This is a genomic window from Isoptericola sp. AK164, assembly GCF_029643425.1.
In the GTDB taxonomy this organism is placed as follows: domain Bacteria; phylum Actinomycetota; class Actinomycetes; order Actinomycetales; family Cellulomonadaceae; genus Isoptericola; species Isoptericola haloaureus.
On sequence record NZ_CP119106.1, the window covers coordinates 2408472 to 2426593 of the forward strand.

Sequence of the window (18122 nt, forward strand, 5' to 3'; positions counted from 1 at the left end):
ATGCAGTACGGGTTGACACATGCGACGGAGATGAGAGGCGTGGTTGACTGTGCTTATGGAAGGGTTGGCGAAGTTTCCCCCGCGCCCGACAGGGGCCGGAGCGATGTTTCAGCTGTTCCGGGACGGTCGACCCCGCACACGAGCGTCCCTGGTCGCCGCCACGGGACAGTCGCGCTCCACCGTCGCCGCGCGCATCGACGCGCTGCGCGCCGTCGGGCTGCTCGCCCCAGCGGGCGAGGCCTCGAGCACCGGCGGTCGCCCGCCGTCCACCTTCGCCTTCGACCCGACGTCGCGGATCGTGCTCGGCGTGGACCTCGGCGCCACGCACGCACGCCTCGCGATCACCGACCTCGCCGGAGAGCCCATCGGCGTGCTCCAGGAGCCCCTGTCGATCGCCGACGGCCCCGCGCCCGTGCTCGACTGGGTCGCCGAAGCGGGTTCCAAGGTTATCGCGCAGGCCGGTCGGCGGGTCGACGAGCTCGCCGGTATCGGCATCGGGCTCCCCGGACCCGTGGACCACACCACCGGCCGACCGGTGAACCCGCCGATCATGCCCGGCTGGGACGGCACCGACGTCCCGGCCGAGCTCTTCGCCCGGCTCAGAGCGCCCGTCCTCGTGGACAACGACGTCAACATCATGGCTCTGGGCGAGCACCGCACGGTGTGCGCCTCGGTCGACGACCTGCTGTTCGTCAAGGTCGCGACGGGCATCGGGGCCGGCGTCATCATGGACGGCGAGCTGCGGCGCGGCGCCCAGGGCGCCGCCGGCGACCTCGGTCACATCACCGTGCCGCGCGGTTCGGACATCCCCTGCCGGTGCGGGAACACCGGATGCCTCGAAGCCGTGGCCGGTGGCGCCGCCCTCGTGGCGGACCTGCGGGCCCGCGGCGCGGACGTCAGCAGCACCAGCGACGTCGTGGACCTCGTACGGGCCGGGGACGTCGCGGCCGGACAGGCGGTCCGCCAGGCCGGACGCGACATCGGCAGCGTGCTGGCGGCCTCCGTGAGCCTGCTCAACCCGGCGCGCATCGTCATCGGCGGCATCCTGTCCGACGCCGGCGAGCACCTCATGGCCGGCATCCGCGAGATCGTCTACCAGCGTTCCCTGCCCCTGGCGACCCAGCACCTGCGGATCGCCACCACCGGCGCCGGCGCGCAGGCCGGTGTCGTGGGCGCGGCGTTCCTCGTCACCGAGCAGTACCTCGCGGCACCGTCGATCGACGCCCTCATCGCCTCGGCCGAGAGCGCCTGAGACACACCGCGGTCCGGCGGGGCGGCCCGGGCACGGTCACTCGCCCAGCGCCTCCGGACCGCCGGTCAGCAACGCCGTGAACCGCTCCTCGTCGAGGACCGGCACGCCGAGCTGCTCGGCCTTGGCCGCCTTGGAGCCGGCCTTCTCCCCCGCCACGACGTAGTCGGTCTTCTTCGAGACCGACCCCGCGGCCTTGCCGCCGGCCTGGAGGATGGCCTCCTTGGCGCCGTCGCGCGAGTAGCCCTCCAACGAGCCCGTGACGACGACCGTCAGCCCGGCGAGCGGGCCGGTGGGTTCCTCGGTGGCCCGCTCGGCCATCGCCGCCGGTCCGGGGTGCCCCGGGGTCGAGAAGCGGACGCCGGCGCGGGCCCAGCTGTCGACGATCTCGCGGTGCCAGCCGACGTCGAACCAGGCCACGACCTCGTCCGCGATGACCGGGCCGACGCCCTCCACGGCGGCGAGGTCCTCCCGGGAGGCCTCCCGGACGGCGTCGAGGGAGCCGAACCAGTCCGCGAGCGCCCGGGCCGCCACCGGCCCCACGTGCCGGATGTTCAGGGAGACCAGGATCCGCCAGAGGTCCTTCGTCCTCGCCCGGTCGAGCTCGTCGAGGAGCTTGGTGGCCTGGGCGTTGGGCTCGTACAGCGACTCCCCCGCCTCGACGGCTGCTCGTTCGTCGGCCTTGGACAGCTTGCGCTTCTTCTGGAACGGCCGCACGGCCTTGACCGTCTGGACGGAACCGTCCGGCATCTCGTACTCGGCCGACTCCCCCCGACCGTCCCACTCCTTCGGCAGGCCGGTCTCGGAGTCCCGCACGACGGCCCGGATCGGCGCGAGCTCGTCGAGCGTGAGGTCGAACAGCCGCGCCTCGGTGCGCAGCGGCGGGTCGCTCGGCTCCAACGGCTGCGTCAGCGCCGCCGCGGTGACCTCGCCGAGCGCGTCGACGTCGAGTCCGCCGCGCGAGCCGATGTGCTCGACGCGCCCGCGCACCTGCGCCGGGCAGGACTCGGCGTTCGGGCACCGCAGGTCGACGTCGCCCTCCTTCATCGGCCGCAGCGGCGTGCCGCACTCGGGGCACCGCTCGGGCATGACGAAGTCCTCGCGGGGGTACCCGTCGTCGGCCAGCGCCGTGACCGGACCGAGGATCTCGGGGATGACGTCGCCGGCCTTGCGCAGCACTACCATGTCGCCGATGCGCACCCCCTTGGCCTTGACGACGTCCTGGTTGTGCAGGGTGGCCTGCCGCACCGTGGAGCCGGCCACCAGGACGGGCTCCATGACGGCGTACGGCGTGGCCCGACCGGTCCGCCCGACGCCGACCTGGATGGCCAGCAGGCGGGTGTTCACCTCCTCGGGCGGGTACTTGTAGGCCGTCGCCCAGCGCGGCGCACGGCTGGTGGCGCCCAGGAGGCGCTGGTCGGCCAGGGCATCGACCTTCACCACGATGCCGTCCAGCTCGTGCTCGATGTCGTGGCGGTGCTCGCCGAAGTGGTCGATCATCTCGAGCACCGCGTCGACGCCCTCGACGACCCGGTTGTGCGGCGAGATCGGGATGCCCCACCGCGCGAAGAGGTCGTAGGCGTCCGAGAGGTTGGCCAGCTCCTCGTGCTGCCCTTCCGTCCACTGGAGCGCGCCGACGCCGTGCGCGTACAGGCGCAGCGCCTCGATGCGGGCGAGCCCCGCCTCGTGCTCGAGCCCGGTCTTCTTGTCCAGGAGCTGACGCAGCCCGCCGGCGGCGGCGTTGCGCGGGTTGGCGAACTGGGGGAAGCGGCGCAGCGCGGCCACGCGGGCGCGCTCCTCGTCGAACTCGCGGGTGGCCGCACGCTCCCGCGCCTCGCCGACGGCACGGTCCCGCAGCTCGACCTGCAGCTCGTTGAGCCGGGCGAAGGACGCCGTCGGGATGAACACCTCCCCGCGGATCTCGACGACGTCCGGGTGCTCGTCACCGTCGAGCCGGTGCGGGATCTGCGCGATGCGCAGCGCGTTGGCGGTGATGTCCTCGCCCGTGCGACCGTCCCCGCGGGTGGCGGCGCGGACAAGGCGACCCTGCTCGTACAGCAGCGCGATCGCCAGGCCGTCGATCTTGACCTCCGACAGGTAGCCGACGGCGCCGCCGGGCACGTCGAGGTCCCGGGCGACGCGGGCGTCCCAGGCGCGCAGCTCGTCCGTGCTGAACACGTTGTCGAGCGAGAGCATCGGCTCGAGGTGGTCGACGTTCGCGAACGCGGTCGAGGCCTGCCCACCGACGCGCTGGGTCGGCGAGTCCGGCCGGCGCAGCGCCGGATGAGCGGCCTCGAGCGCTTCGAGCTCGTGCATCCGCGCGTCGTACGCGGCGTCGGACACCTTCGGGGCGTCGTGCTGGTAGTAGGCGGCCTGGTCCTCCTCGACGAGGGCGACGAGCTCGGCCCAGCGGCGCTGGGCCGAGCCCTCGTCGAGCGCGGACGGGTCGACGGTGGCGTCGGTGTCGGTCACGCCCCCATCTTGCCGTGGGACACCCACACGGCGCGTCCCGTCACGGCTTCTGCTTCCGCAGGGAGGTGGCGCTGGTGCCCGACGACGAGGTGGACGAGGCGGACGAGCCTCCGTTCCCCCCGGACGACTGGCTGCTCGTCGAGCCCGCCGGCGGTGCCCCCGTGCCGCCGGTGCTGCCGGAGCTGCCCGGGCCGGGGTTCGGTCCGGTGGACGAGCCGCCCTGCTGACCGCCTCCGGACGGTGCACCGGACGAGTCGGAGGACTGGCCGATGTCCCACCCGAGGATGCCATCGAGCTTGACCGACGGCTTCTTCAGCGACCCCGACGCCTTCAGGCGGATCAACGTCGTGTACTTGTCGATCTTCTCGCTCTTCTTGCCCCACTTCGCGGCGCGCGCCTGGCCCGCCTCGTCGTAGCTGAGCAGCAGCTGCCCGAACTTGGCCGGCGAGGGCCGGTTCGCCCGGGTGGAGTCGGTGACCGTGAACGTGCCCTGCTCGTTCAGCTGGTAGTCGCTCTTGCTCGGGTCCTTGCTGGCCGGCAACGGGGCACGTCCGGTCGTGTCGACGTACCGCAGCGGGTTGGCCGCCGCGTAGGTGTAGGCCGAGAGCAGGCCGGGATCGGCGACGACCGCGTCCGGGTCCTCGGTCAGCAGCGGCTCGGTGGACAGGAACCGCTGGTCCCGCCACGAGTACCACCGCTCGCCGAAGTTCACCGTCTTGTAGGTGCTGTCGGTCCACCCGCCCGCGAAGAGATGCGGGGTGTCCTTGATGCGACTCTGGCCCGCCACCCACTTCTGGCCGGACGGCAGGTACTCCAGGTACTGGTAGACGCTGCCGACCTCGTCGGTCACCACGCGCAGGCTGCCCTGCAGGTCGGTGTGGAAGAAGTGCACGGTGAGGTCCTCGACCGGCGGGCACAGGCCGTCCCCGTCGGTGTCCCCGACGTCGCAGGCGCAGGCCTGCGTCTCCGGGTCGCACACGCAGTTCTCGTCCACCAGCGGGTCGCAGCCCACCGGCGGCTCCGGGGCCGGGGCCGTGCGGTGGCTGGCGACCTTCGTGGTGCCCAGGTAGATCTCCGCGTACCGGTGGCCGTCGTTGTGCAGCCGCCAGGTCTCGTTGACGAAGAAGTAGGTGCCTCCGGGGCCCCGTTCGAGGACCCGGTTGCCGTCGGCGTCGTAGCGGTACTCGGTGTCGTTGCCGTCCTCGCCGATCTCGACGAGGCGGTCCTCGGCGTCCCACACCATGCGGCGGTCGAGCTCGGAGGAGTCCGAGCTCGCGCACGGCTCCGTCCAGCCCGTCATGTTGCCGTTGGCGTCGTGGGTGTACGTCCGGCCGCCCGCCTGTACCACCCGGTGCGGGTGGTCCGGGTCGAACTGCTGGTCCAGCCACGCGTGCGTCGACTCCGGGTCCTGGTTGTCCGAGCCGCCGCCGGACCCGCTGTACGGGTCGCACTGCGGTTCGTCCGTGGAGCCGTCCTCGGGCAGGGAACCGTCGCCCTTCTTGGAGTTCGTCTTCTGCTGCGACCGGCCCGGGCCCTTGCCGCCGCCCTTGCCGGTGGTCGACTCGGTGACGGTCGCCTGGGAGACGTCGACCAGGTTGCCGTTCGGCGTCCGGTCCGCGGCGTAGGTGTAGCTGCGGTCCTCCTGCCGGTCGATGTAGCGGCCCTCCGCCGCGGCCAGCCGGTAGTGCTGGTCGTAGGTGTAGGACTGCTGCGCCGGACCGGGCAGGTTGTTCGCCGGGATGTCGTCGAGCTCGTCCAGCGTGCCGGCCGAGCCGCCGTCGTAGAGCGCGTTGGCGACGTCGATCACGTTGCCGACGACGTCGTAGGAGTAGCGCAGCTCCTGCAGCTCGCGGGCGACCGAGGTTGTGCCGTCCCACTGCTCCTGCGCCGCGACGTCGGTGGCGACCCCGGTGAGGAACCGGCGGTCCGGGTCGTAGTCGTGCTCGGTGGTGACGCCGGTACCGGTGGTCACGGTGCGGAGGTCGCCGAACTCGTCGTACCCGGCGTGCGCCACGTACTCGATCTCGCGGTCCTCGCGGGGCACGGGGTCGCCCTCGACCGTGTAGGCGTCGTGCTGCGGGGCCTCGGACCACAGCCCGGAGACCTGACCGCCGAGGTCGTACTCGTGGTGCAGCACCTCCCCGTGCCCGCCGTCGTCGCCCGGGTAGGTGAGCCGGACGAGACGCTGCAGCGAGTCGTACTGCCACCGCGTGGCCCAGGTGGGCTGCGGCTCGTCCTGCCCGATCCCGAACGGGTCGACGCCGCGGGTCACCGCCTCGGTGGACACGTTGCCGTCGACGTCGTAGGCGTACTCCCGAGCGACGGCCGGGGTGGCCTCGCGCGCGACCCGGCCCTGGCTGTTGCCCGGTGCCGCGGCGCCCAGCTCGTCACCGTAGGTGTACTCCACGTCGCCGGTGTCGTCCGGGTAGGTGATGCTGCGCAGCCGGTCGAAGTCGTAGGCGTAGGCCACGGACGTGCCGTCGGCACGCCGCACCTCGTCGACGGTCTCGGCGACGTCGCCGGCCGGGGTCCACGCCCGCTCCAGCAGACCCGAGTCGGGGGTCTCGACCGCCGTGCCGAGGTCGAGCATGTCGTACTCGTAGCCGGTCACCGCTCCCGCCGTGTCGGTGACCTGGGTCAGCCGGGCGATCGGGTCGTACGCATACGTGGTGATCAACGGGTCCGTCCCGGTGCGGGCGGACTCCACGATCCGGGAGTCCCCGATCCCCGCGGCCGGCAGGGCGTCCAGCAGCCCGTCGGTCGTGCCCTCGGTGGGTGCCGGGTTCTCGACCACGGCCAGCACCGCGCCGCGCACGTCCGAGAAGCGCTGCACGGCGCGGCCGAGCGGGTCGGTCACGGTCGTGCTGGGCACCTTGAAGTCCAGGTGCGGCGGCTCGGTCGTGTCGTAGGTCCACGTCACCACGCTGCCGTCGGGCAGCTCGGTGCGCGTGGGGCCGCCGAGCAACCCGTACTCACGGATCGTCGGGGCCGTCCGCGGCACGTGCGTGTCGGCCGGGTCCATCGAGGAGTTCAACGTGTTGTAGGTCGTCAGGTGCGGCGGCAGGTCGCCTCCGCCGGGGTAGGTGGCCTCCTCCACGACCGGGTACCACTCCCGCACCTCCTTGCCCAGGGCGTCGAAGTCGACCGCGCCCTCGACGACGACGGCGGGAGTGTCGCCGAGCGCGACGACCTGGGCGTCCCGCTTGCGCTGGACCACCCGGGCCATGCCGTCGACGAACGTGGCGGTGTCCAGGGTGTCGGCCGCGGGCGTCCCGTCGGCGCGCACGGCGTCGTGGTGCCGGGCGACGGCCCACGCGTGCCCGTCGGAGGCGTTCGTGCCGATGCGCAGACCTCCGTAGGCGTAGGTGACGGTCGCCGGTCCGGACCCGCTGCCGTCGCAGGCGAAGTCGCCCGACTCCCGCGGCGTCGCCACGGCGGCGATGCGCCCGAGCGCGTCGTAGCAGTACTCGGTGGTGTGGCCGTTCGCGTCCGTGGTCGTCGCCGGCAGGCCGACCGTGTGGTCGTACGTCGCGGTCGACGTCACCCCGTGGGAGTCCGTCACCTGCGCGATGTCGGTCACGCGGTGGTCGTCGTAGACGTAGTCCACGCAGTAGCGCTGCTCGTCGGCCGCCTGCTGGGCGGCCGCCTTCTCCGCGTCCGGGGCGTCGGACGCCGGCACGCAGCCGTCGAACACGGGCTCGTCGGGCAGCGCCGGCGGCGCACCGCCGCAGGCCGACTCGTCGGTCTCGCCGGTGAGCACGTTCGCGGGGTACCGCACGGCGTCGTAGTTGCCGTAGGGCTCGAACGCCAGCTCGGTGACCGCGAGGATGTCGTCACCGCAGACGTCCTGGCCCTGGGTCTCGACGATCCGGACCGGGACGGCGTTGGCGCACAGGTCGAGGCTGCCGTCGCGGTACTTGAGCAGCTCGCCGGAGTCGTCGGTGCCGGCGTGCACCGCCACTGTGGCGGACACCTGGACCCAGGACGTGTCCGCGTCGCGGTCGGCCGTGGTGCACGGCGGGTACGTCGTCACCGTGGTCGTGTCGTCGTCGGTGGTGCCCGTCTCGGCGTGGTCGACGACCTGGACGGTGTTGCCCAGCCCGTCGTAGGTGAAGTCCGTGGTGCGGGCGTGGGCGTCCCCGTCGCCGTCGTAGCGGGTGAACGTCTCCGTCGCCAGCCGGGGCGCGAGCGCCAGGTCGAACAGCGCCGTCCGCGCCGGGTCGCCGACGTCGGGCACCACGTCGGTGAAGACGTCACCGTTGGCGGGGCCGGAGCCGGGATCGCCGACGACGACGTGCGCGTGCTCCCAGGTCGTCTCCGTCAGCTCGAGGAGGGTGGGTGTCCCGCCGACGTGGGGTGCCAGCAGCCGGGTGCGTTCGAGCAGGCCCGCGTCGAACGGGCTCTGGTTGCGGTAGTCCCACCGGGTGATGCGCAGGAGCTCCGCTCCCGGGACGGCCGGGTCGGCGTCGACGTCGATCTCGTGCTGGACCACCTCGGAGAAGCCGAGCGTCGTGCGGTGCAGGTGGTCGTAGGCGTTGCCGTCGTAGGAGAACTCGCGCCGCTGGACGTCGGTGCCGTCGCCGGGGCGGCCGTCGTCGTACTCCACCTCGCTCATGACCCACAGCGAGTTCGGCTGCTCCTCGATGTTGCCCGTGCGCTCGTAGTCGACACGGATCGTGCCGCCGAGCGGGTTCTCGACCGCCTTGAGCAGGCCGGTGCGCCCGGCCTGGTTGAGGCGGACCTCGACGTGCTCCTCGTTCAGGCTCTCGACGACGTCGAGGTAGCCGTCACCGTTCATGTCGACCATGTCGACCACGGTCCGCGAGCGCTCGTAGCCGCCGTGCACGCCGGGGTTGATGATGATGTAGCAGGCCACGAGGCAGATCGGGCCCACGGAGACCGTGAAGTCGAACCCGCCGTTCACCGACGTGCTGCGACCGAGGTCGGCGCGGTTGTCGATCGTCAGGTCCCCCACGCCGAAGTCGGGCGACGCGTAGGTCCCCAGCACCTCGGGGTCGCGGTCGTTGCCCTCGGCCGCGCCGAAGATCGTCGTCGGCGCACTCTCGTTGCCGTCGGCGTACACCATGCGGTCCAGGACGCCGTCGCCGTCGACGTCCGCCCAGGACGCCTCGGCGAGGGAGCCGCCCTCGGACCCGCCGACACCGCCGCCGAACTCGTAGGCGTTGAGCTGGAACCCGCCGGAGAGCGCGCCGGAGACGCTCTCGGAGGCCTCGAACACGCCGTCGGACCACTTCACGGGGTCGGCGAACCCGTACCCGGTGCCCAGCGCCACCTGCACGCCGGACCCGGACCAGGTCTCCACGAGGTCGGTCACGCCGTCGCCGTTGACGTCGTCGAGGTCGACGCTGACCTGGACGCCCTGCCCGGTGCTCTCGTCGTCGGGCAGCAGGTCGGACACCCCGCCGTCGAGACCCTCGGTGTTGTCCCCGAACGGGTTGGTCCACTGACCCTGGACGGTGAAGCCCAGACCGATGCTCATGCCACGGGACTTGTTCTTGGAGGTCCCGTTCTCCGCGCCGACGGTGGCGCTGCCCGCGGACGTCTTGGTCTGCTCGCTGCCCTCGATCGAGACCGGCGAGCCGCCCAGGCCGCCCCCGACCGACACCGCGGTCGAGACGGTGTTCTCGAGCTCGGAGCCGCTGTCGAGGCTGCCTCCGCGGGGTCCGGTGTAGTCGGCGTCGGACTCGGAGCGGATGTCCGGGAACCCGTCGCCGTTGAGGTCCTGGAAGTCGGTGACGGTCCGGCCTCCGCCGATGGCGCCGCTCAGGCTGGCCGGTCCGAGACCGAGTGCGGCGTTGAAGTCGCCGTCGATGGTCAGCACGCGTGGCGCCGGGCGGGCGTCGCCGCTGCTGCCGGCGCTCGTCGACCCCTCCTCGGGCTTCGGGTCGAGGACGGCGATCTCCTCGCCGATCCGGGTCGACCGGATGCCGGTGGCGGTGACGAACAGCCCTTCCTCGCTCGCCGCGCGCCAACGGTCGGCCGGTCCGCCGTCCGGACCGGGCAGCGGGAAGTACGGCAGCGCCTTGTCGAACGAGTCCGCCACCTCGTCCGCCGACCCGGACAGGTCGCCGGGCTCCCCGACGACGTCCGTCGCGGGCTTCGCGTCGGGGATCTCGGTGTCCTCGTCGAAGTCGTCGACCCCCTCCGGCTCGAGCTCGAAGTGCTCGCGCTGGAGCAGGGCGTCGCCCCGGGGCTCGTCGGCCTCGTCGCGGGGGACGTCGGGGTGGTCGGCGTCGTAGCCGGCCGCGGTCCACCCGCGGTTGCCGGAGGCGAAGACGGACTGGACGTCCGGGGCCACGAGGCGGGCCGTCAGGTCGTCGGCGCCCTTGTCGTCCTCGTCGTCGTCCGACGTCGCCTGGACGCTCACGCCGCCCTTCTCGAGCACGTGTGCCGCCAGCGGGGCGTCGTGCAGGGACACCTCGACCCAGTAGTCCTGGCCGGTCACGGCGTCGAAGTCCAGGGCGGTGGAGCCCTCGACCTGGTACTCGGCCGGCAGCGTGAACGGTCCGTCGTCGTGGTTGTGCTCGACGGTGAACTCCGCGGACCTCGCGACCACGCCCACGATGCCGTGCTCGTCCTCGCTCTTCACGGTCACCACGGCCGAGGAGGACGCCCAGGCCTCGTCGTCGGGCTCCACCTCGAGATAGTTCCAGATCTTGTCGGCGACCACGTCGACCTCGAGGGAGAAGGTCCCGTCGGCGTCCGGCGACCACGGCACGTACGGTCCGGCGACCTCGTCGGAGACGGAGAAGACACGGACCGAGGGGATGACCACGGGGCCCGTCGAGGACGGCAGCACCGCGTCGGCGGGCAGGTCGTCCGGGGTGGCCTCGCCGTTCGGACCCGACTCCGTGGCCGGGTCGGCCACCTCGAGCTGGACGTCGAGGGCCACCGAGCGCGGGTCGACGGGCGAGTCGGAGACGATGTCGAGCGCGAGCCAGTCGGGGTTGTCCGTGACGGAGTCGCAGTCCTCGGCGTCGCCGTCGTCGTAGCATCCGAACGGTTCGGCGACCTTGCCGACCTCGGAGACGTCGAAGGTGTAGGTGAGCTCGACCGAGGTGGGGGCGATCTCGATCGGGTCCTCGCCCTCGGCCGCCACGGGCTCGTCCCCGGGTGCCGGTCCGGCCCCCAGCAGCTCCTCGGTGTCCGCCCCGTCGGGGGTGAGCGTGAGGACCTCGGACGTGCCCTCGATGAACCCGGCGTTGACCCCGTGGCTCGCGACGACCTTCACGTCGTCGGTGAGCAGCCCGGTGCGCTCCAGGGTGACGGTCAGCGTCGCCTCGCCCGGGTTCGACAGCGCCGTCCGGCCGCCGTCGCGTCCGAACAGGGTGAAGTCCTCGGCGGCGTCGTAGGAGAAGACGTCGCGGCCCTGGGCGTCCAGCAGGGGGGCGCTGGTGGACACGCCCGAGGAGACGGAGGTGTACACGATCGCCGGCGCCCAGTCGACGAGGTCGCGCTGGCCGTTGTCGATCACGTGGGTGCGGAAGAAGATCTCGTCGCCGGCGTCGACGGTCACCGAGACGTCGTGGGCGGCGCTCGTGCTCCCGCCGTCGAGCGTCTCGTCGAACGGCCGCTTCGGGGTGGTGTCCAGCGTCTCGATCATGACGCGGACGCCGTCACCGTCGTAGCTGCCGGCGGCGAGGGTCGGGGTGCCGGTGACGTCGACCGTGCCGTCGAACGGCGCGACCCACCGGCGCACGCTGTCGTAGCGGGGCGCCGAGGCCTCGAGCAGCTCGGCGACCCCTTCCGGTTCGGCGGCGGCGAGCTCGGAGGAGAAGTCGCCCATCGGCACCGCGGTGCCCGCGGAGGAGGCGACGAACTCGATCGACCCGTCCGAGGGGTCGAGGATGTTGAAGAACACCTGCCACCCGTCGGACCCCTGCTTGATGAGGTCGGGCCGCCCGTCCGCGTTGACGTCCGAGAAGTAGCGGTCGGCCCAGTCGAACCCGAAGGAACCGCCGACCTGGATGGAGACCAACGGGTAGAACTCGGCGTGCAGGTCGACGCCGAAGTCGGTCCCGGTGCCGAGCTTGGCCTCGTCGATCGTCCGCTCCGACCCGAACCGGGTGTCGTCGACCGACAGGTCGTCACCGGGCTGGGAGAGGTTGCGGGCGTACTTCACGGCCCCGTTGTCGACCCAGACCCGGTCCGGCAGGCTGTCGCCGTCCATGTCCATGAGGGTCGTCACGTCCTCGCTGTTGCCGCCGGAGAGGTTGAAGGACCCTCCGAACGACCCGATCTTGCTGGGCGCCACCGGGTTGAAACCGATGTAGGCACCGCCCTCGGCCCCACCGCGGAAGGACGTCGACAGCGCGCTCGAGGCGGAGACGTTCGAGCCCGTGCTGTCGTCGCTCGCACCCCACCGCACGGGGTCGCCGAAGAGGTCCAGACCACCGTTGTCCTTGCGGGGGACGTCGTCGTACCAGCGCAGGGCGTGCGTGGCCGCGACCGCGCCGTCGCCGCCGAACTGGCCGAGGCGCTTCAGCAGGGACTTGTCGAACGGGTTGGTCTCGTACTCGAGCACGTACCCGCCGAGCAGCTCGCCGAGATTGGTCTGGTCGATCGCGCCGGGCGCGTCGTCCGTGCGAGCGCCTGCGGGGAAGTGCCGCACCTGGATCTCGCGCAGCAGGTCAGCGGTGACCACCGGTGCGCCGCCGGACGCGTCGACCAGGGCGTCGGGCCGGGCACTCACCGAGCCGCCGGAGGCGACCGTCCTGACGCCCACGTCGCTGTCGCGCAGGAAGTACACGCTGTAGGGCGGCTCGTCGACGACGCCGGTCGAGCCGGGCTCGACGTCGAACCCGGTGTAGGTGATCTCGCGCAGGTACATCTCGAGGCCCGGGCCGGTCGACGAACCGCCGAACCCGACACCCGTCGCCGTGTCGTACTCGTACTCCATGACGTTGCCGGAGATGTCCTCGACGTAGGTCAGCGGCCAGTGGAACGCGTTCCCGCCGACCGTGGAGAGCACCTGGCCCTGGCCGTCCGGGTCGCCGCCGTACCAGCGGTCGGTACCGTCCTTGTCGGTCACCTGCCACCAGTAGGCGCCGGGGCCGTCGCCGTGCCGGACGACGCGCTCGAACTCGGTCTCGGTCTGCCGCACGAAGTCGCTGCGGGGGCCGTCCTGGCGCGCGCCGTAGTCACCGCCGGGCACGATCGAGTGCGGGAACAGCCGCGCACCGTCGAGCGTGTACGTCTCGGTCTCGACGTCGGCCGAGAAACGCGGCGCACCGAAGGTGGGGTCCACCGCGATCGCCCCGGCGTCGAGGTCCCAGCCCAGGCCCAGCCAGCCGTTGCCGCCCGAGGAGTCGTAGGCGAGGTCGAGATCGGGTTCGATGCCGGCCCGGCCCGGCGGCACGAGCACGGGGATGGAGGTCTGCACGGAGCCGGCGTTGGTGGGCTCGGGCTCGGTGACCAGCGAGAGCGCCTCGGTGGGGTCGCCGTCGTCGAGGTCGGTCAGGTCGACGCCGCCGAGGTCGTCCGGCGAGGTGCCGGGGACGTCGTCGAGCGCACCGACGGAGGGGTCCGCGAGCGGTTCGGCGGTACCGGGCGCGGCGCTGAGCGTCACCACGAGCGCGGCCGAGGCCATCATCGCCGTCGCCGTCGTCCACCGACGCGCGACCGTGCGCGTCTCCTGCCGGGCGGTGCCTGCGAGCATGGGAATCCCCTTCTGCACGGCCGAACGCCCTGCCCGACCGTCTTTCAACCTAGGGGTGTGATCTGCACCACTGCCAGGCAAGTTGGGGCGGATCCACGGTTCTCACCCGGGTGAAGACCGGCCGTCCGACGGTTCTGCCACGATGGAGGACATGTCCACGACGCTCGCCGACCTGGAGATCGACGTCGACCTGCGCGCCACGCCGTGGCGCTACCCGGGCCCCGTCGCCCCCACGTCGGGCCTGCTGCACGGCGGCACGTTCGGCGTGCTGCAGCACGACGGCGGCACGTGGGTGTCCGACGACGGCACCACCCTGGACGAGCTGCTGCACCGCGCCCGGGTCGCCGGGACGCAGGACCGCCAGGCCGTGGTCGCCATCGGCTCGAACGCCGCGCCGGGCGTCATGCACCGCAAGTTCACCCGGCTGGGGGTGAGCACCACGGTGCCCATGGTGCACGGCACCCTCACCGACGTGTCGGTCGGCCACATCCCCCGCGTCAACCCCGCCGGGTACGTCGCCGCGGTCCCCCGGTCCGCGCCCGACGTCCGCAGCGCCGTCGTCGTCTCGCTGCTCACGCCCGACCAGGTCGCCGCGCTCGACGTCACCGAGCACAGCTACGTGCGTCGCACCGGCACCGACGGCCTGCACCTGGCGGGGCACGACGGCGCGTGGTCGCTCTACGTCTCGGAGATCGGCGCGATCTCCGGCGACGACGGGTCGGCCCTGCCGCTCGGCACCCAGTCCGAGCTGTGGGAGCTGCTCCACCTCGATTCCGCGCTGGCGGCGCTGACCGGGCGCGGGGGCCACCGCGAGGTCGCGCGCCGGCTCGCCGGGGACGAGCGGCTGCGCGACCGCGTCCGGGCCCATCTCATCGAGCGCGACCGGGTCGTCGACACCGGGCTGGAGTGGCTCGACCCCGCCGCCTGACCGGATCGTCCCAGGTCAGACCTATCGCCGGGTGTGTCCGCCCCGCTACGATTCAGGCGTTTGAGACCGAATCGATCGACACCAAGGACACACATGAAGATCGCCGTCGTCGGGGCCGGGTTCGCAGGACTGGCCAGCGCGAAGACCCTCCGCGAGTTCGGCCACGAGGTCGCCGTGTTCGAGAAGGCGCCCGACGTCGGCGGCGTCTGGAGCTCCACGCGGCGGTACCAGGGTCTGTACACCCAGAACAACAAGGACTCGTACTCGTTCACCGACCTGCCGATGCCGAAGCACTTCCCCGAGTGGCCCAGCGGGGAGCAGGTGCAGGCCTACCTCGAGCAGTACGTCGAGGTGAACGCGCTGGCGGACTCGCTGCGACTGTCCACCGAGGTGGTGCGCGCCGAGCTCACCGAGGCCGAGGACGGCTGGCTGGTCACCGCACGCCGCTCCGGTGAGGCGGTGCGGGACCCCGAGCGGTTCGACCACCTCGTCGTGGCGAACGGCATCTTCTCCGACCCCGTGATCCCCCCGTTCGAGGGCATGGCCACGCTGCTGCGCGCCGGGGGGAAGGTCGTGGCCTCCGGCCAGCTCGGGTCGGTCGAGGACGCCCGGGGCAAGCACGTCGTCGTGGTCGGCTACGGCAAGTCCGCCTGCGACGTCGCGGCCGAGGTCGCGCCGGTCGCCGCCTCGACGTCCGTCGTGGCGCGCCAGCTGCTGTGGAAGCTGCCCAAGAAGCTCGGCAAGGCGCTGAACTACAAGTACCTGCTGCTGACGCGCCTCGGCGAGGCCCTGTTCCGGTACCAGACGCTCGACAGCTCGGCGGAGCGCTTCCTGCACGGCCCCGGTGACCCGGTCCGCCGCTCGATGGTCTCCAGCGTCGGCGCCGTCTCGCGCAAGCAGCTCCGGCTCGACGACCTCGGCCTCGTCCCGCGCGGCGAGTTCTCCGACATCGCCCGGTCGACGGTGTCGCTGGCCACCGACGGCTTCTACGAGCAGGTGGCCGACGGCGCCATCACCGTGCACCGCGACACCGAGATCGAGCGGTTCGCGACCGACGACGACGGCGCCCCGGTCGCCGTGCTCAGCGACGGTGACACCGTGCGGGCCGACCTGGTCGTGTGCGGCACGGGGTTCCACCAGCGCGTGCCGTTCCTCGACGCCGACCTGACCGCGCGGCTGCTCGACGAGCGCGGCAACTTCCAGCTCTACCGTCAGGTGCTGCCGCACGACGTGCCGCACCTGACGTTCGCCGGGTACAACTCGTCGCTGTTCAGCCCGCTGTCGGCCGAGATGGCCGCCGTCTGGACCGCCGCCTACCTGGCTGGAGCGCTGGACCTGCCGCCGGACGAGGTCCGGCGCGAGCACGTCGCCGACCGCGTGGACTGGATGGAGAAGCGCACCGAGGGCCGGCACGCCCGCGGCACCAACGTCATCCCGTTCTCGCTGCACCAGATCGACGAGATGATGCGCGACCTCGACGTCGCGCTGCCCCGCCGCACGCAGGTGGCCCAGTGGCTGCTGCCCGTGGACCCGGCCGCCTACCGCCGGGTGTCCACCACGGTGCGCGACCGGGTCGCGGCGACGGTCTGAGGACGTCGGCTCAGCGGAACCGGACCGGGAGCTCGCGCGGGTAGCGGAACCAAGCGGACCGCACCAACGGCACCCGGTCCGGTGCCGCGGCCGTCTCGATGCTGCCGACCCGTGCCACCACGTGGCCGACGATCAGCCGCGTCATCAGCGGCGCCGTGCGGTGCGCGGGGCAGGAGTGCGCGCCGAGCCCCCACGTCAGGTGGAACCGGGAGTCGACCTGCTCCCACGGGTCGACGGCCTGCACGGCGCCGTCCGCGTTGGCGGCGGCCACCGCCGGGACCACGGCGTCGCCCGCCGCGATCGGCTGGTTCCCCAGCACCGTGTCCGTCACGGCGTACCGCGGCAGCAGGTGCGGCATCGGCGGATCGCGGCGGGCGATCTCGTCCAGGGCGTCCTCCAGGGACAGGCGCCCGCCGTGCAGCCGGGAGCCGAACCCGGGGTCGGTCACGATCCGGTGGATCGCCGTCGCCGAGGCCGCGATCGTGGCGTCGTGCGCGGTGCGGAAGAGCGCTCCGACGGCACCCATGACCTCCAGGTCGTGCTGGTGCCGTGGGTCGGCAATCAGGCCCGAGGCGAGGTCGTCGCCGGGTTCGGCCCGCCGGGCCGCGACGAAGGTCGCCAGCAGGTTCTCGGTCTCGTCGGCCGCGTCCGCGGCGTCGTCGCCGCCCGCCCCCAGCACGACGCTGAGCTCGTGCATCCGGCGCGCGTCGGCGAGGTTCATCCCCAGCAGGTCGGCGAGGACCCGGACGGGGACGTCGACGGCGTAGTCGGCGATCAGGTCCGCCGAGCCGCGCGCCGCCGCCCGGTCGAGCGCCGAGGTGCACGCTACCGCCACGGTGCGTGTGAGGCGCTTGTCCTCGAGCGTCGCCAGCGCGTCCTGCACCGGTCCGCGCAGGCGGCGGTGCTCGGCGCCGTCGCGGTCGAGCAGCGCGTCGCGCGCGGCGAGCACGGCGCGGACCGGGGAGCGCCAGGCGATCAGCCGCTCCGCCTCGTACCTCCACCGGCCGAACTCGCGCGTGAAGTGCACCTCGTCGCGCAGGACGGCGCTGACCTCGTCGTACCCGAGCGCCAGCCAGGCAGGGACGCCGGGTTCCAGGTCGACCGGCGCGACGGCGCCCCAGCGCGAGCGCAGCGCGTCGTAGCGGGCGTGCGGGTCGGCGGCCTGGGCGAGGTCGGCCAGGAGCGGCCGGTCGGCGACGTCCTCCAGCCGCACGACACGTCCGGCGGCGGTGATGCTCATGCGGCGGCTTCCTCGTCGGCCCGCTCCCGCTGCCGCAGCGCGTGGGCCACGAGAGTGGTCAGGGCCTCGACGGCCTGCGGGCGCCCCCGGACGTCCCCGGCGACGACCGGGGTGTCGGCGGGCAGGTCCAGGGCGGTGCGCACCTCGTCGACGCTGTGCCGCGGCGCGTCCGGGAACTCGTTGACCACGACGGTCAGCGGCAGCTGCGTGTGCTCCTCGAGCTGGTCCAGGACCTCGAAGCTGTCCGCGAGGTGCCGGGTGTCGACGAGCACGAGAGCGCCCACCGCGCCGTCGGCCAGACCAGACCAGAGGTCCCAGAACCGGCGCTGGCCGGGGGTGCCGAACAGGTAGAGCGCGGTGTCCCCGCCCACCGTGAGCCGGCCGAAGTCCATCGCGACGGTGGTCGTGCGCTTGTCGCCCACGCGCGGGTCGACCCCCACGCTCGCCGTGGTGATGGTCTCCTCCGTGCGGAGCATCGGGATCTCGCTGACCGCCTCGATCAGCGTCGTCTTGCCCACGCCGAAGGGGCCGACCACCAGCACCTTGACCGACCGGTCGACGGCCGCGGCCAGGTGCCGCGCGCGGTGGGCGCCGCGGCCCTGGGGCTCAGAGACGGCGGAGTCCATCGAGCACCTCCTCGAGCAGCGTGGTGTCCGGCAGGCCGTGCGTCGGGGTGGACCGCAGGGCCAGGTAGCCGTCGTCCAGCAGGTCGGAGGCGAGCACGGCGGCCAGGCTGACGGGCAGGCGCAGGTAGGCGGCGACCTCGGCCAGCGCCAGCGTCCCGCGGCAGGTGCGCAGCAGCGCGTGCTGGTGGCGGCCGGCGTGACCGGGCAGCTCACGGCCGTCGTCGACGGTGCACAGCAGCGTCTCGGGACGCAGCGTGTTGCGGGTGGGGTGCGACCGCCCGCCGGTCAGGACGTACGAGCGCACCGGGTGGTCGTGGTACCCCTCGGCGGTCATCGCC

Annotated in this window: 8 protein-coding genes; 3 read left to right on the forward strand and 5 right to left on the reverse strand. The window is 72.7% G+C overall.

Annotation, left to right across the window (positions count from 1 at the left end; genetic code table 11):
- Positions 1–103 precede the first annotated feature (103 nt).
- Positions 104–1252, forward strand: a complete 1149-nt coding sequence (locus PO879_RS11275) for an ROK family protein (protein ID WP_278234991.1) — start codon at positions 104–106, stop codon at positions 1250–1252.
- Between the two features lie 36 nt (positions 1253–1288).
- Here PO879_RS11275 and ligA read toward each other — a convergent pair whose 3' ends face one another.
- Positions 1289–3721: an NAD-dependent DNA ligase LigA gene (ligA, locus tag PO879_RS11280; RefSeq protein WP_278234992.1), complete on the reverse strand. Its 2433-nt coding sequence runs from the start codon at positions 3719–3721 to the stop codon at positions 1289–1291.
- A 40-nt stretch (positions 3722–3761) separates the two neighbouring features.
- Complete coding sequence (locus PO879_RS11285) at positions 3762–13400, reverse strand: SpvB/TcaC N-terminal domain-containing protein (protein WP_278234993.1); 9639 nt, start codon at positions 13398–13400, stop codon at positions 3762–3764.
- A 151-nt stretch (positions 13401–13551) separates the two neighbouring features.
- Here PO879_RS11285 and PO879_RS11290 point away from each other — a divergent pair, with 151 nt between their 5' ends.
- A complete protein-coding gene (locus PO879_RS11290) occupies positions 13552–14328 on the forward strand; it encodes a hypothetical protein (protein WP_278234994.1) in 777 nt (258 codons plus the stop codon).
- A 93-nt stretch (positions 14329–14421) separates the two neighbouring features.
- The gene (locus tag PO879_RS11295; protein ID WP_278234995.1) at positions 14422–15918 is read left to right on the forward strand and encodes an NAD(P)/FAD-dependent oxidoreductase; all 1497 of its coding nucleotides are present in this window, start codon (positions 14422–14424) and stop codon (positions 15916–15918) included.
- A 10-nt stretch (positions 15919–15928) separates the two neighbouring features.
- Here the strand turns inward: PO879_RS11295 and PO879_RS11300 are convergent, their stop codons facing one another.
- The 3 genes from PO879_RS11300 to PO879_RS11310 are packed head-to-tail and all read right to left on the reverse strand — an operon-like array spanning position 15929 to position 18118.
- Entirely contained in the window at positions 15929–17158 is a 1230-nt protein-coding gene (locus tag PO879_RS11300; protein ID WP_278234996.1) for a hypothetical protein, read from the reverse strand.
- Positions 17155–17784, reverse strand: coding sequence for an ATP/GTP-binding protein (locus tag PO879_RS11305; protein WP_278234997.1), 630 nt, complete (start codon positions 17782–17784; stop codon positions 17155–17157). Before PO879_RS11305 ends, PO879_RS11300 begins: the two co-directional genes overlap by 4 nt.
- Complete coding sequence (locus PO879_RS11310; protein WP_278234998.1) at positions 17765–18118, reverse strand: DUF742 domain-containing protein; 354 nt, start codon at positions 18116–18118, stop codon at positions 17765–17767. Before PO879_RS11310 ends, PO879_RS11305 begins: the two co-directional genes overlap by 20 nt.
- Between the last annotated feature and the right edge of the window lie 4 nt (positions 18119–18122).